We start from the raw sequence: 15822 nt of genomic DNA on the forward strand, positions 1-15822 counted from the left end.
TTCGGGCGCTTCCGATCCGCCACGTCGCCTTCTGACCGTCGCGGCTGGCGCCGCTCCTACGACGACCCCACGCGCCGCTGTTCGCTGTAGGAGCGGCGCGAGCCGCGAGCCTTTTCGGGCGCTTCCGATCCGCCACGTCGCCTTCAACCCCTCGCGGCTGGCGCCGCTCCTACGACGACCCCACGCGCCGTTGTTCGCTGTCGGAGCGGCGCGAGCCGCGAGCTTTTTCGGGCGCTTCCGATCCGCCACGTCGCCTTCAACCCCTCGCGGCTGGCGCCGCTCCTACGACGACCCCACGCGCCGCTGTTCGCTGTAGGAGCGGCGCGAGCCGCGAGCTTTTTCGGGCGCTTCCGATCCGCCACGTCGCCTTCAACCCCTCGCGGCTGGCGCCGCTCCTACGACGACCCCACGCGCCGTTGTTCGCTGTAGGAGCGGCGCGAGCCGCGAGCTTTTTCGGGCGCTTCCGATCCGCCACGTCGCCTTCAACCCCTCGCGGCTGGCGCCGCTCCTACCGGAGCTTCGTCGCGCGCAGCGAGGGGCTGGACAGGGTCGCGGCCTGCTTACCGCGGCGGCCTCAAGCCAGGCCGGCGAACACCTCGCGCGCGGCCGCCACCGTGGCGTCGATCTCGGCAGCGCCATGCGCTGCCGATACGAAACCCGCCTCGAAGGCCGAGGGCGCGAAATAGTGGCCTGCCTCCAGCATGGCATGGAAGAAGCGGTTGAAGCGCTCCTTGTCCGAAGCCATCACATCGGAGAACGACGCCGGGACCTTATCGGCGAAATAGACGCCGAACATGCCGCCGACCGAATCCGCACTGAAGGTGACACCGGCATCCTTGGCTGCAGCGGTGAGACCGCAGACCAGGCGTTGAGTGCTCGCAGCCAAGCCCTCGTAGAAGCCGGGCTCGCGCGTCAGCTTCAGTGACACCATGCCTGCCGCCACTGCCACCGGGCTGCCCGACAGCGTACCGGCCTGATAAACGCTGCCCAGCGGTGCGATTTTTTCCATGATGTCGCGGCGGCCGCCGAAAGCCCCAACCGGCATGCCGCCGCCGATCACCTTGCCAAGCGTTGTCAGGTCGGGCGTGATGCCGTAGAGCCCGGCCACGCCCTGCGGGCCGACACGAAAGCCCGTCATGACCTCGTCGAAGATCAGTACCGCGCCGTACTCGGTGCAGATCCGGCGCAGGCCCTCGAGGAAGCCCGGCTGCGGCTTGATCAGGTTCATGTTGCCGGCCACCGGCTCGACGATGATGGCGGCGATCTCACCGGCGCGCGCCTTGAACACGTCCTCGACCTGCTGCAGGTCGTTGTAGTCGAGCACGATGGTGTGCTTGGCGAAATCGGCCGGTACGCCACCGGACGACGGGTTGCCGAAGGTGAGCAGGCCGGAGCCAGCCTTCACCAGCAGGCTGTCGGCATGACCGTGGTAGCAGCCCTCGAACTTGACGATAGCATCGCGACCGGTAAAGCCCCGCGCCAGGCGGATCGCGCTCATCGTCGCTTCGGTGCCGGAACTGACCAGGCGCACCATGTCGACCGCGGGCAGAAGTTCGCAGATCAGCTCTGCCATCTCGACCTCGCTCTCGGTCGGCGCGCCGAAGGACAAGCCCTTGAGCGCGGCCTCGCGCACCGCCTCGACAATGGCGGGATGGGCGTGGCCGGCGATGGCCGGCCCCCAGGAGCCGACGTAGTCGATATAGGCCTTGCCATCGGCATCCCACACCCGGGCGCCCTCGGCGCGCGCCAGGAAGCGCGGCGTGCCGCCGACCGAGCGGAAGGCACGCACCGGCGAATTGACACCGCCCGGAATGGTCTGCTGGGCACGCTGGAAGAGGGTTTCGTTACGACTGGTCATGGTGCATTCGTCCTGGACTGCTTGCGAAAGGCGACATTGTGGCGCCCGCATGCGGCGCCGGTCCACCGTCCACATCAAGAACCGTCGCGCCCGCAGACTGACGCGCTAGAACAGGAGGCGGTATGCGCGCGCACGCGCCGCAGGGTCAGCAGCGCCGAAAACGTCGTTCACCACCGCCAGCAGGTGCGCGCCTGCGTCCACCACCTGCGCCGCATTCTCGAGCGTGATGCCGCCGATCGCCGCAACCGGCAGGCCCAGTTCGCGCCGGGCGCGGCTTATCAGTGCGAACGGCGCCGGCGGTGCATTCGGCTTGGTCTGCGAGGGAAACATCGCACCGAAGGCAATGTAGCTGGCCCCCACCTCGGCACCCTCAGCGGCGCGCGCCCAATCGGCATAGCAAGTCAGACCGAGGATGCGATCACGGCCAAGGGCTTCGCGCGCCGCAGCCGGCAGACCGTCGTCACGGCCGAGGTGGGCGCCATCTGCGTCGAGTTCGAGCGCCAGCGCAAGGTCGTCATTGATGATGAAGGGCACGCCGGCGCGACGGCAGAGCGCCTGCAGCGCCCGTGCCTGAATACGGCGCAGTCGTGCATCGGCGACCTTGCTGCGGTACTGCAGCAGCACCGGGGCGCCCGCGAGCACTTGCTCGGTGAGTTCGAGCAGGCGCGCCGTGTCCGGCGTGTCGGGGGTAACGGCATACAGGCCACGTAGCGTCGTGGCAGCAGATTCGGTCGACAGCTCAGTCATCGCCACCATCCTTGCCGCGCGCCCAGAAGAAGCGGTCTGGCAGTGGCTGGCCCATGCCGGCGCGGTAGGCATGGCGCAGTGTGTGGTGGGTGAACTCCTGCGCCTCGCGCACCGCCTCGGGAAGCGCCATGCCATGGGCAAGCGCCGCCGCTGCCGCCGCCGCGAGGGTTGTTCCCGCCCCCAGGAAGCTGCCCTGCAGGTGCGACCATGCATCCGTGCGCACGACGCCGTCCTGGCCGAACAAGGTATTGACCACTTGCGGCCCATGCCCCCGGGCGCCAGTGAGCAAGACGAACTCGGTGCCGCAGCCAAACAGGCGGGCGAGCACTTCGTCACTGGCGGGATCGGGCACCACTGCATCTTCATCCGCATCGTCCTCGTCGGCCTCGGTCATACCCGCAAGCAGGCACAACTCATGGTAGCCAGCCACCAGCAAGGTGGTCTGCGGCAGGATCAGGTCCGACAGGGCGGCAACGATCTCATCACCGTCATCGCCCATGGCGACTGCCGCCTGCAGGGCGGGCTCCACCACCAGCGGCACCTCGGGATAGTCGGACAGGATCTCGGCGATCAAGGCGACATTCTCGACGCTGCCGCAGAAACCGAGCTTGAACGCAGCGACCGGCACGTCCTCCAGCACGGTGCGCGCCTGCATGACGATCAGTTCGGGCTCGACCGGCCACACCTCGTGGATGCCGCGTGTATCCCGCACCAGCGCAGCGGTCTGCACTGGCAGCGGATGGCACCCCATGCTGGCCAGGGTCAGAACTTCGGCAGCAAGGCCTCCGCCCGCGGTCGCATCGGCCGCAGACAGGCACATCACACAGGGCGGGGTCTCAGGAATGGCTATGGGCATGAACGCTGACTGAAGAACTGCGCCACTCGGGCGCGACGGTGAATGCGGTAATATGCGGCGAATTCTAACCGCTGGGCTCGGGGCACAGCGCCTCGAGTCAGGAGTAATCATGGCCGATCGCGATTACAAGACCTACATGTGCCTCATCTGCGGCTTCATCTACGACGAGGCCGCCGGCCTCCCCGAGGAGGGCATTGCGCCGGGAACGCGCTGGGAGGACGTCCCGCCGAACTGGACCTGTCCGGAATGCCAGGCACGCAAGGAAGATTTCGAGATGGTGGAGATCTGAGCGGCGGACTGTCGCACTCCCGCCCCTTTGGACGTTTTGGCAGGAAAGCAGCATGGATATTGCCGGCCTGAAGGTCATGATCATCGATGACAGCAACACCATCCGCCGCAGTGCCGAGATCTTTCTCGGCCAGGCCGGATGCGAGGTACTGCTCGCCGAGGACGGCTTCGACGCCCTGGCGAAGATCACCGACCACCGCCCGGACGTGATCTTCGTAGACATCATGATGCCCAGGCTGGACGGCTACCAGACCTGTGCCCTGATCAAGAAGAACGCCCGCCTGGCATCGACGCCGGTGATCATGCTGTCCTCCAAGGACGGTCTGTTCGACCGCGCTCGCGGACGCATGGTCGGCTCCGACGAGTACCTGACCAAGCCATTCACCAAGGACAGCCTGCTCAAGGCAGTCGCCAACCACGCGGCGCGCGGCGGCGCGCGCTGAGCATTCAACCTGCAGGACCCGACGATGCCGATCCGCAAGATTATGGTGGTGGACGATTCGCCCACCGAGCGCCTGTCGCTACAGGAGCTTCTCACCCGTAACGGCTACCAGGTGATCACCGCCGAGGGTGGCGAAGAGGCCGTCACCCGTAGCAAGACCGAGCTGCCCGATCTGATCCTGATGGACGTCGTGATGCCCGGCATGAACGGCTACCAGGCCACGCGCACGATCAGCCGCAGCGAAACGACGCGCGAGATCCCGATCATCATGTGCACAAGCAAGGGCCAGGAAACCGACAAGATCTGGGGGATGCGCCAGGGCGCTTTTGCCTACTTGGTGAAGCCCGTCGACCACGAAGAACTCCTTGCCCGCATCCGGGCCCTTGGCTGAGACCGGACATGGCCCGCGGCAGCCTGCGTGAATTTCAGGAGCACCTCGCCCGCCGGCTCGCCGAGTCCAAGACGGCAGAACGGCGCGGCCTGCTCGGTTTCCAGTGCGGCAACGAGAACTGGGTGATCGAGCTTGCCGAGGCAGGCGAGATCCTTCCCCCACCTGCACTGGCCGAAGTCCCGCTCACCCGCCTCTGGTACCGAGGGCTGGCCAACGTACGCGGCACGCTCTACAGCGTGGTCGACCTGGCGCAGTTCTGCGGCCAGCCCCCCATCGTGGCAGCGGGCCGGGCGCGCTTGCTGCTGGTCGGCGCCCGCCTGGGCATTCACTGCGCCCTGCTCGTCTCGGCGTCGTCCGGCCTGCGCAGCCACGAGGACTTCGAAACCGACCCGAACGCTGACGGGCGCCCCTGGGTGGCGCGCCGACTGCGCGACCTGCAGGGTCGGATCTGGCACCAACTGGACGTGGCGCGCCTGCTTGCCCATCCCGACTTTCTCGACGCGGGCCTGCACTGATACCGCACGCATGCACGCGAACCGAACCCACACAATGACGATCGAGCATCCGACATGGCCATGACACTGTTCGGCAGCAAGCCCTCCAGCGACAACACCGACGGCAGCACCATCATCGACACCGGCGCCGGCAAAGCCGGTGCCCCGGCAGCGCGCAAGGACGAGAGCGCCATTGGTACCCGCCTGCGCAGCCTGGGCGCCCTCTTTGTCCTCCTCGGCGCAGCCAGTGCAGGCCTGCTCGTGTTCCAGGCCCGTGAATCGGCCACCGCGACCTTGCAGGTGCGCGCGGCAGGCGAACTGCAGTTCCTCTCTCAGCAACTCGCCAACGCGGCCCCACCGGCTGCGCGCGGCGACGCTGCGGCGCTGAGCGCGTTGGGCGATGCGCGCAGCCGCTTCGGCACCCTGCTCGGCGCCCTTGGCCAGGGCGGCGCAGTCGACGGTGGCACGATGGCGGCCCTGCCTGAACATGCACGCCCCCATCTTCAGCAGCTCGAACAATCCTGGCAGCAGATAGCAAGCGACGCCGGCCAGCTCACCGGACAAGGCCCGGTATTGGTCGAGGCGAAGGCTGCCGCAGCGGTGATCGTCGAGCGAGCGCCGACGCTGCAGGCGCTTGCAGAACGTGCCGCCGGCCTGCTCGTGCTGGGTGAGGCAAGCACCGGGGAGATCGTGGCCGCCCACCGCCTGGCCACGCTCTCCCAGGGGATTGCCAATGCCGCGACGACGCTGCAGCTCGCCGACACCCTGCCACCGGATCTCGGCGCCCGCCTGACGCAAGATACGGAAGCCCTGCTCAATCAGTTCGAGCGCCTCCGCCGCACGAACGCCAACGGCAACTACGCAGGCCTGTTCACCGAACTCGAGAACGGCATCGGCAGCGTGCGCGAAGCGGCCACCGCTCTCGCCGAGCCCTTCGAGCCCCTCGCCGCCAGTCGCACCGCCGCACAGCGCATCCAGTCGGACGCGCGCACCCTGGGTGCTTCGGCCGCTGCGCTCGGCACCACGCTCATCGGCACCTCGAGCGCCATTGGCCCGCTCAATGCGGGTGCGGCGCTCTGCACGCTGCTCGCCCTTGTCGTGCTGCTGTTGATGGCCCGCACCTACCGCGCGGATGTCGCGCAGCGTCGCCAGGAAGCCGAGCGCCAGCGCCAGGATGCAGAGAACGAGCGCAACCACACCCAGCAGGCCATCCTGCGGCTGATGAACGAAATGGGCGACCTCGCCGACGGCGACCTCACCGTGCGCGCGACGGTCACCGAGGACATCACCGGCGCCATCGCCGACTCGGTCAACTACACCATCGAGGAGCTCTCCGTCCTCGTCGGCCGCATCAACGATGCCGCCTCCCGCGTCACCTCCGCCACCGAAACCGCGCAGCGCACCTCGACCGAGTTGCTGGCCGCAACCGATCGCCAGTCCCAGGAGATCGAAGAGGCAGGCAACAGCGTCGAACACATGGCGCAGTCGATGTCCGAAGCGTCGGCACGCGCACTGCAGTCCGCACAGGTCGCACGCAGCTCGCTGCAAGCGGCACGCAAGGGCGCAGACGCGGTGGAAAACACCATCCGTGGCATGAACGACATCCGCGGCCAGATCCAGGAGACCGCGAAGCGGATCAAGCGCCTCGGCGAGTCCTCGCAGGAGATCGGCGAAATCGTCGAGCTGATCTCGGACATCACCGAACAGACCAACGTGCTGGCGCTCAATGCCGCCATCCAGGCCGCCTCGGCAGGCGAAGCGGGACGCGGCTTCACCGTCGTTGCCGAGGAAGTGCAGCGGCTCGCCGAACGCTCGGCCGAGGCGACCAAGCAGATCGCCGCGATCGTGAAGACCATCCAGACCGACACCCAGGATGCCGTCAGCGCGATGGAGAACGCCACCCGCAATGTGGTCGAAGGCGCCCAGCTGTCCGACGCCGCCGGCCAGGCGCTTGCCGAGATCGGCCAGTTCACGCAGGAAACCGCACGCCTGATCGAACAGATCTCGATCGACACCGAACAACAGGCCACCTCGGCGGGACGCGTCGCGGCAAGCATGAAGGACATCCTCGGCATCACCGAACAGACCACGCTTGGCACCAAGCAGACGGCGGTGTCGATCGGGCAGCTCGCCGAGCTCGCAGTCGAACTCAAGGGCTCGGTTTCGGGCTTCAAGGTCTGACCTCCGGCACGCGGAACCCCACCATGACAAACGCCACCGCGCCGGACCTCGGACCGCTGACCTGGGTCAAGGGCGAGATCGACGCCGCGCTTGCCCGGGCCGACGAAGGCCTGCAGGACGCCGGATCAGGCACATCCGCACTGCAGTTCGCGCAGACTCACCTCCATCAGGTCCGCGGCGCGCTGTCGATCGTGGGCCTGGACGGCCTCACTCAGTTCGCGGACACCCTCGAGCAACTGCTGGGCGACATGATCCGCGGCGAACAGCCGGCCGACCCGGCGCATCGGGCGCTCGCCCGACGCGCACTGGCCGTGATCGGCAACTACCTCGAGGAAATCGCCCACGGCGCGCCCGACCAGGCGCTGCGCCTGGCGCCGCATTACCTTGCCCTCGGTGCTGCCCGCGGCCTCAGCGATGCAGGACCGGTCGACCTGTTCCATCCCGACCTGTCGCGCCGCCCATCACTGCGCACGCCGGCACGGACGCCCACGGAAGACCTTGCCACCAGCCTGCGCGCAGCGCGCAGCCGCTTCGAGCGCGGCCTGCTCGACTGGCTGCGCAAGGGGCCGGCGAGCGACGGCGCGCGCGCCATGCGCGAAGCCATGGCCGAAGTCGAAGCGCTGCAGCGCGCGACCCCTACACACACCCTGTGGTGGGTGAGCCTGGGCTTCTTCGACACCCTGATCCACGACGACAGCACGCCAGACCCGGCGCTCAAGCGCCTGTGCGCACAGGTCGACGCGCAGTTCCGGCGCCTGCTTGCCGGGACACCTTCGGCACCCGACCGGCTTGTGCGCGAGCTGTTGTACCGCATTGCCACAAGCCCCACGCATACCCCGCAGCAAGCCGAGGTGAAAGCGTGCTGGCAGCTCGATGGACTGATCCCGGAGCCCGGAGCAGCAGTCAGCGAGACGCCGATCGCCCCCCTGCTCGAGCGCCTCAACCGACAGCTTGCCCAGGCCCGCGAGCACTGGGACGCATTCTGCTCAGGCACCGCCGTTGCGCTGGCCCAGTTCGACGACGCGCTCGAGGCGCTCAGTCTCGCTGCACGCCCGCTCGAACGTCCGGTCGCCCTGCGGCTGCTCGATGGCATGCTTGGCTTTGCGCGCTGGCTGCGCCGCGACCCGCTCCAGTTCACCGACGCAGGTGCGCTCGAACTCGCAACCGATCTGTTGATGCTCGAAACGGCTTTCGAGCGCCGCCCTCCCGATGCCGACCTTGCCCGGCGGGTGAATACCGCTCTCGCCCGCCTCGCGAGCCTGCAGCGCGGCGAGACGCTGCCCGAGGATGGAGGCGCCCTCGACCTCGGCAGCGCAGCCCAGTCGCAGGAGAAGGCGGCACTCGCCCAGGTCGCCAGGGAAATGCTCGCCAGCCTCGCCCTGGTCGAACAGGCGCTGGACGATTTCTTCCGCAACCAGGCCAAGCGCGAGCCGCTGCAGCACCTGCACAAACCGCTGCAGCAGATCATCGGCGCGCTGAGCATGCTCGGCGAAACCGACGCACTGCGCCTGGTGCGCGACGCCTCGACCCGTATCGCCGGTCTTGCCCACGCCGAGAGCAGCGACAGCCCGGGCGAGTTCGAAGCCCTTGCCCACACGCTCTCGGCCCTGGGCTTCTACATCGAGGCGCTGCCTCGCGGCAGCGTCCGCCTCGACGACTTGCTCAACCCGGGTGCGGCCCAGGCGCAGCCGGCGTCGGTCCAGGCCGCGGGCTACGCGGCCGCCGAGCTCGCCCCCGCCGGCGTGTGCACCGAAGCGGAGGCGGAACCCGCCCCGGCCTCCGAAGCCCGCGCATCCGCAGTGGACACGGCAATCGCCACGCCTGGCCCAACGGCGGCCCCTGCGCCGACGGCCCCGACACAGGCCACGGATGAACGCAGCGAGCCCGAGGCGCTGCCGCCGCAGGAGCGCGATGATGACGAGATCACGCTCATCGAAGACCTCGAAGACGCCGCGGCACTCGAATTCGACATCGCTCCACCGTTACTGGCCCCGCTCGAGATCCCGACCGCCACGCCAGCTGTGCAGGTGGCGAGCAGCGCCAGCCAGATCGATGCGGAACTGCTCGCGATCTTCATCGAGGAGGCCGTCGAGGTCCTCGCCACGGTGCGCGAGCACCTTGAACTGCTGCGCACGGAGCCGTCCGCGGGCGAGCATCTCATCACCATTCGTCGTGGCTTCCACACCTTGAAGGGCAGCGGCCGCATGGTCGGCCTGAGCGCGCTCGGCGAGGTAGCGTGGGCGGTGGAGCAAACGCTCAACCGCTGGTTGCAGCTGGACTGGCCGGTCACACCTGCCTTGCTGCATTTCGTCGATGACGGACAGCAACTGTTCGACAGCTGGGTGTCCAGCCTGCAGGCGGGCAGCGGCAGCATTCCCGATGCGCAAGCGCTGACCGCAGAAGCCGAGCGCCTGCGCGCTGCGGAAGAGCCCCCCCTCGCTCCGCCCCTTGCCCCGGAGTCGGCGCCGGAATGGTCGCCAGAGGCAGCGACGGACACCCGCATCGAAGCCGATGCAGGCGTCACCGCGCTCGACTTCCCCACCCTCGAGCTCGGCGACGAGGGTGAGATCCTGCCGCTACCGGCCCTGGGCGACGAAACCGTAGCGGTGGAACCGGCGCCGGCGGCGGAAACCGGGGTCACCATCGAAGCTGCCGACTATCTGCTCGATGGCGATATCGGTGACATCGGCATCATGCCCTCCACCGCCGAAGCCGATCAGCTCGACGCGGAAGAGGCCGTCGAGGATCTCGGCACGCCCGCAGCCGCCGCGGCCGAAGCCCCCTCGGCAGCACAGCCCAGCGCCGAGACGTCCGCCGGTGCCGAGACGTCCGCCGCTGCCGAGTCGATCGAACTCGACGGACAGTCGATCTCGCGAGCCTTGCACGAGCTCTACTGCATGGAGGCGGCACAGCACCTGGACGCTCTCGAGATCGAGTTCGAGCGCCTGCGTCTCGAAGGTAGCGGCGGCCCGACGCTGGCCGCACAACGCGCCGCCCATACGTACGCAGGCATCTCGGGCACTGCGAGGCTGACGGCGCCCCACCAGCTGGGGCGCGCACTCGAGCACGCGCTCGGGCGCCTGCGCGATGGTGGGCGCAGCCCGGATGCAAGCGAGCTCGAAGTACTCGACGCCAGCCTCGCCGCACTGCGGCAGATGCTCGACGACGTCTGCGCACTGCAGGCGCCCGAGCCGCAGCAAGCGCTTATCTGCGCACTCGATGCGGGCTTCCCGGCACAGCCGCCTGCGCCACCTGCCGAGCACGAAGACGTCATCGCTTCGCCAACAGACAATCAGGCGGGCGCAGGCGTCGAACCGATCGCACAAGTGGAACACGAGGACGTTGGCCACGATGTGCAGCCGAGCGCGGGCGCAGGCGGCGCTGCGCCGGTCAGCCCGGCCGCCGGGCGCACGGCAGCGCCCGAAGACGAGGCCGCGCAGCACGACGACGTCGACACGCAGCTCCTGCCGATCTTCCTGGAAGAAGCCGCCGAACTGCTGACCGAGCTGCATGCGACGCTACGCAGTTGGCGCAACGAGCCCGCGTCCGAGGAACATCCACGTGCGGTCGCACGCGTGCTGCACTCGCTGAAGGGCAGCGCACGCATGACCGGTGCGATGAAGCTCGGCGCCCGCCTGCACGCACTGGAGTCGCGTCTCGAGGATGGGGTCGCGGCGCGCGAGGCGGCTGCCAGCCTCGCCGACGAGCTCGCCCTCGGCCTCGATACGTGCGAGCAGCTCATCGACAAACTCGCCCTTCCGGGAGCGCCTGCGGCTGCGGCAACCGAGTCCGCGCCCGTGCCCGAGGCGGCGGCCGGTGTCTCTACGGACGCAGACGCACAGCCCATCAGCGCAGTGGCAGAGGGCGGTGAGGGCGAAACCATCGCCACCCCAACACTGCGCGTGCGTGCCGAGCTGATCGACCGCTTCGTCAACCAGGCGGGCGAAATCGGCGTCGCGCGCAGCCGAATCGACGGCGAACTGCGCACCCTGCGCCGCTCGCTGCTGGACCTGACCGAAAACGTCATCCGCCTGCGCAACCAGTTGCGCGAGGTCGAGATCCAGGCCGAGGTGCAGATGCAGTCACGCATCGCCCAGGCGGAATCGCAACACGGCGAGTTCGACCCGCTCGAGCTCGACCGCTACACCCGTCTGCAGGAACTGACGCGGATGATGGCCGAGAGCGTCAACGACGTCACCACGGTCCAGCAGAACCTGCTCCACAACCTGGATGGCGCCGACATCGCGCTCAACGGCCAGGCGCGCCTGTCACGCGATCTGCAGCAAGGTCTCATGCAGGTGCGCATGCTGCCCTTCGACAGCCTGGCAAGTCGGCTCTACCAGGTCGTTCGGCAAAGTGCGCGCGAGCTCGGCAAACGTGCCACGCTCGACCTGCGCGGCGGACGCATCGAGCTCGACCGCAGCGTGCTCGAACAGGTCGCAGCCCCGCTCGAGCATCTGCTGCGCAATGCCGTCGCCCACGGCATCGAAACCCCGGCCGCACGCCGCGCCGCCGGCAAGGCGGAGACCGGTCGCATCGACCTCAAGGTGACTCAGGAGGGCAACGAGGTCGCGATCGAGATCGCCGACGACGGTGCCGGCCTCGACTTCGAGCGCATCGCCCAACGTGCGCGCGAACGTGGATTGATCGGCCCCGGCGAACACCCCGACGACAAGCGGCTCACCAACCTGATCTTCGTCTCCGGATTCAGCACGGCAAGCGAGCTGTCGGCAGTCTCCGGACGCGGCGTCGGCATGGACGTGGTCAAGGCGCAGACCGCAGCAGCCGGGGGCCGGGTGGACGTCAGCAGTCGCCGCGGCGAAGGCACGCGCTTCCACATCCACCTTCCCCTCACCCTCGCCGTCACCCAGGCGCTGCTGGTACGGGCAAGTGCGCGGACCTGGGCCATTCCATCGAACATGGTCGTCCAGGCCATGGAACTCAAGCCCGACGCATTGCGCAAGGTGCAGGACGAACGCGGCCTGAACTGGCAGGGCGAGCACTTCGCCTACCGCTATCTGCCGCGGCTGCTCGGCGACCACGATGCCCGCCCCGAAGCGCAACGCTATACCTGGGTGCTGCTGCTGCGCGCGGGGGCGCAGACGCTCGCGCTACATGTCGACGGCCTGCGTGGCAATCAGGAAATCATCGTCAAGAACGCCGGCCCTCAGCTGACCCGGATCATCGGCATGTCGGGCGCCTCGGTGCTCGGCAATGGCGAGGTCGTGCTCATCCTGAACCCGGTTGCCCTGGCCAGCCGCGGCCTGACGGATGAGGATGGCGACGCACCGGGCACGATCGAACCCCCGCCGCCGCCGCTTCGCCTGCCGACGGTGATGGTGGTGGACGATTCGCTGACGGTGCGCAAGATCACCGGCCGGCTGCTTGAACGCGAGGGCTACCGCGTACTGACCGCAAAGGACGGCGTCGATGCGCTTGAACAGCTGATCGACACACGCCCGGACGTCGTCCTGTCGGACATCGAGATGCCGCGCATGGACGGTTTCGACCTGCTGCGCAACATCCGTGCCGACGAACGCCTGCAGCACCTGCCGGTGATCATGATCACCTCGCGCCTGGCCGAGAAGCATCGCCGCTACGCTCAGGAGATCGGTGCCAACCACTACCTCGGCAAGCCCTATCAGGAAGAGGAACTCCTTGCCCTGGTTGCGGGCTACTGCGGACGAGTGGCCGGCTGAGACAGGCGCTGCGGCTCAGGCACCGAGCGCACGCGCCATGCGCGCGAGGGCTTCGTCGAGCGTCGCACGCGGACAACCGAAGTTGAGACGAACGAAGCCGGGAGCGCCAAAGGCTGCACCATCCGACAAGCCGACGCCGGCGGCCTCGAAGAAGGCCGTCGGGTCGGTCTGCGCGCGCTCGGCCATCATCTGCCGACAGTCGATCCAGGCCAGGTAGGTCGCTTCGGGTACGACCATCTCAAGCCCGGGCATCCTGCCCACCGCCTCCACCACGCGCGCACGATTGCCGCGCAGATAGGCAAGCAGCGCCTGCCGCCAGTCGTCGCCATCGCGATACGCCGCCTCGGCCGCCACCATGCCGAGTACGTTCGCATGCGGCACGATGCCGCGCATGGCCTGCCGGTAGCGTCGACGCACCGCGTCATCGGGGATCACCGCGAAAGCGCAGTAAAGCGCGGGAATGTTCCAGGTCTTGGAGGGTGCCATCAGGGTGATCGTGCGCCGCGCCGTCGCCTCGTCGAGCGCGGCGATCGGGCGATGCGGATGCGCCTCGTCAAGCACCAGGCCGCAGTGGATCTCGTCCGAGCAGATCAGCAGGTCACGCTCGGCCGCAAACGCTGCAATACGACGCAGTTCGGCCTCGTCGAACACGCGGCCGACCGGGTTGTGCGGGCTGCACAGCAGCAGCAGGCGGCTTCGCGACGAACTGGCTGCGGCAAGCGCGTCCCAGTCCCACTGCCAGCGCCCGTCTTGCAGCACCAGATCGCAGCGCTGCAGCACCCGGCCGACGTTCGCCGGCGCACTCAGGAAAGGCGGATACACGGGCGCGGCTGTCAGCACGCCATCGCCGGCCTCGCCGGCGATGGCGCAGGCGAGGTTGAAGCCCGTGACCACGCCCGGCAGCCACACCAGCCAGTCGGCTTCGATCGACCAATCGTGGTCGCGCCGCAAACCGTCGATCACCGCGTCGACGAGCGAGGGCCAGGCCTCCGTATAGCCGAACACGCCATGGCCAACGCGCTGCTGCAGCGCCTCGAGCACCGCAGGCGGCGCCGCGAAATCCATGTCAGCGACCCACAGCGGCAGCACGTCGCGCCCTGCATAGCGCCCCCACTTCTCGCTCGGCAGGCTGCGGCGGTCGATGATGCGGTCGAAATCGAAAGGCTCGGCGGTCATGGTGCAGGATCCGGGGACAGGACACGCATTGTCCCGCATTGCGGCCCGAGCCGGCACGCCGCCGTGCCGACTCATCCACCATCCTTGAGCACCCCGAAGCGCAGCAGCGTGCGCTCGCGTGCGGCCGCGTGATCCACGATCGGCGCCGGATAGTCCGCGCCGATCCGGGTCCGGCATGCGCTCTGATCGATGCCGCCCATTGTCCACGGTGCATGGATGAATTTGTCCGGCACGCGCGCAAGCTCGGGCAGGTAGCGGCGAATGAAACGCCCCTCCGGGTCGAACTTCTGCGACTGAGTTACCGGGTTGAAGATGCGGAACCAGGGTTGGGCATCGCAGCCGGTAGAGGCCGCCCACTGCCAGCCACCATTGTTGGCCGCAAGATCGTAGTCGTTGAGGTGGTCGGCGAAGTAGCGCTCGCCGCGCCGCCAGTCGATACCCAGGTCCTTGGTCAGGAAAGACGCCACGATCATGCGCAGCCGGTTGTGCATGTAGCCGGTCTGGTTGAGCTGGCGCATGGCCGCATCCACGATCGGATAGCCTGTGCGCGCCTCGCACCAGGCCTCGAACAGCTCAGCGTCGTCGTCCCAGACGATCGCCGCGTACTCCGGTCGGAAGGCGCGCTCGAGCACATGCGGGTTGTGCCAAAGGATCATGTGGTAGAAGTCGCGCCAGATCAGCTCGCCGAGCCAGCATTCCGCCCCCTCGCCACCGCGGCTGCGCGCCGCCGCGCAAAGCTGGCGCACCGACACCGTGCCAAAGCGCAGGTGGGTCGACAGATAGCTCACCCCTTTCACCGCGGGGAAGTCGCGGGCGCGCTTGTAACGCTCGATGCGAGCGAGAAAGTCGTCTAACAGCTGCCTGCCGCCACTCATGCCCACCGGCATCCTCATCGCGGTCAGGTTGGTCGCCTCGAAACCGATCGCGCCGAGCGCCGGTACGCCGTCGCCAGCCTGCCGTGGCGCCAGGCGGCCTGCAAGGGGCTCGACGGGCCACGACGCGAGGCAGGCTTCGTCCACCATCCTCAGCCAGGCATTCTTGTAAGGCGTGAATACGCTGAACGGACGGCCAGCCTGGGTCAGCACCTCGTCGCGCTCGAACACGACCTGGTCCTTGAAGTCCTCGAAGCCGATACCGGCTTCAGCCAGGCGCTGAGCCACACGGCTGTCGCGCAGGATCGCCGCCGGTTCGTAATCGCGGTTGGCGAATACCTTGTCCACACCCAACTCGAGCGCGAGCGCCGGGATCAGTTCATCGGCACGGCCATGGCGGACGATCAGCCCTGCCCCCCCACCTCCCGCTGCGCGGGACAGGGCATCGAGCCCGGCATCGAGTTCGATCAGGCTGCGCTGGATGAACTCGACCCTGCGGTCGGCTTTCGAGGGCAGCGCATCGAGAATCGCGCTATCGAACACGAAAACGCAATGCACACGATCGGCAAAGCGCAAGGCATGATACAAGGCGGCATGGTCGAAGCTGCGCAGGTCACGGCGAAACCAGACAAGGGCGGATGGCATGTTTTGTCCAGGACAAGTTTGAGCACATTATGGCGCATCCTGCACACATTCCCTCGGCTCACCAGACACGGACCAAGTGATCGGACCGCGGCGGCTCAAGACATGACCACGCCCTGCCGATATTCTGGTCAGCATCCCCTGGCAGTGTCCAACAACAACATCCCGAAGAATCG

At 68.0% G+C, this 15822-nt stretch carries 11 protein-coding genes; 6 read left to right on the forward strand and 5 right to left on the reverse strand.

Translation table 11 applies throughout. The features are described from left to right. Positions 1-574: 574 nt before the first annotated feature. From hemL to thiD, 3 genes are all read right to left on the reverse strand, one after another. A complete protein-coding gene (gene hemL, locus P7F68_RS13590; protein ID WP_277833896.1) occupies positions 575-1858 on the reverse strand; it encodes a glutamate-1-semialdehyde 2,1-aminomutase in 1284 nt (427 codons plus the stop codon). A 105-nt stretch (positions 1859-1963) separates the two neighbouring features. Beyond that, complete coding sequence (gene thiE, locus P7F68_RS13595; protein WP_002930415.1) at positions 1964-2605, reverse strand: thiamine phosphate synthase; 642 nt, start codon at positions 2603-2605, stop codon at positions 1964-1966. Further along, positions 2598-3461: a bifunctional hydroxymethylpyrimidine kinase/phosphomethylpyrimidine kinase gene (gene thiD, locus P7F68_RS13600; RefSeq protein ID WP_386040105.1), complete on the reverse strand. Its 864-nt coding sequence runs from the start codon at positions 3459-3461 to the stop codon at positions 2598-2600. Before thiD ends, thiE begins: the two co-directional genes overlap by 8 nt. A 136-nt stretch (positions 3462-3597) precedes the next feature. Between thiD and P7F68_RS13605 the strand changes: the two genes are divergently transcribed. From P7F68_RS13605 to P7F68_RS13630, 6 genes are read left to right on the forward strand one after another with little or no spacing between them, the layout of a single operon-like run. Then, on the forward strand, positions 3598-3750 hold the full coding sequence (locus P7F68_RS13605) for a rubredoxin (RefSeq protein WP_002930413.1): 153 nt from the start codon (positions 3598-3600) through the stop codon (positions 3748-3750). A 52-nt stretch (positions 3751-3802) separates the two neighbouring features. Further along, the gene (locus P7F68_RS13610; protein ID WP_002930412.1) at positions 3803-4192 is read left to right on the forward strand and encodes a response regulator; all 390 of its coding nucleotides are present in this window, start codon (positions 3803-3805) and stop codon (positions 4190-4192) included. A 24-nt stretch (positions 4193-4216) separates the two neighbouring features. After that, positions 4217-4582: a response regulator gene (locus P7F68_RS13615; protein WP_002930411.1), complete on the forward strand. Its 366-nt coding sequence runs from the start codon at positions 4217-4219 to the stop codon at positions 4580-4582. 8 nt (positions 4583-4590) lie between these two features. Beyond that, a complete protein-coding gene (locus tag P7F68_RS13620) occupies positions 4591-5097 on the forward strand; it encodes a chemotaxis protein CheW (protein ID WP_002930409.1) in 507 nt (168 codons plus the stop codon). 54 nt (positions 5098-5151) lie between these two features. Next, a complete protein-coding gene (locus P7F68_RS13625; RefSeq protein WP_277833901.1) occupies positions 5152-7257 on the forward strand; it encodes a methyl-accepting chemotaxis protein in 2106 nt (701 codons plus the stop codon). Positions 7258-7280: 23 nt separating this feature from the next. Continuing rightward, positions 7281-12956: a hybrid sensor histidine kinase/response regulator gene (locus tag P7F68_RS13630; protein ID WP_277833903.1), complete on the forward strand. Its 5676-nt coding sequence runs from the start codon at positions 7281-7283 to the stop codon at positions 12954-12956. 15 nt (positions 12957-12971) lie between these two features. Here the strand turns inward: P7F68_RS13630 and P7F68_RS13635 are convergent, their stop codons facing one another. Next, a complete protein-coding gene (locus P7F68_RS13635; protein ID WP_277833905.1) occupies positions 12972-14132 on the reverse strand; it encodes a MalY/PatB family protein in 1161 nt (386 codons plus the stop codon). 71 nt (positions 14133-14203) lie between these two features. Then, positions 14204-15649 (reverse strand): cryptochrome/photolyase family protein, encoded by a 1446-nt coding sequence (locus P7F68_RS13640; protein ID WP_277833909.1) that lies wholly within the window; start codon positions 15647-15649, stop codon positions 14204-14206. Between the last annotated feature and the right edge of the window lie 173 nt (positions 15650-15822).

It is taken from the genome of Thauera mechernichensis (genome assembly GCF_029588855.1).
GTDB lineage: Bacteria > Pseudomonadota > Gammaproteobacteria > Burkholderiales > Rhodocyclaceae > Thauera > Thauera mechernichensis.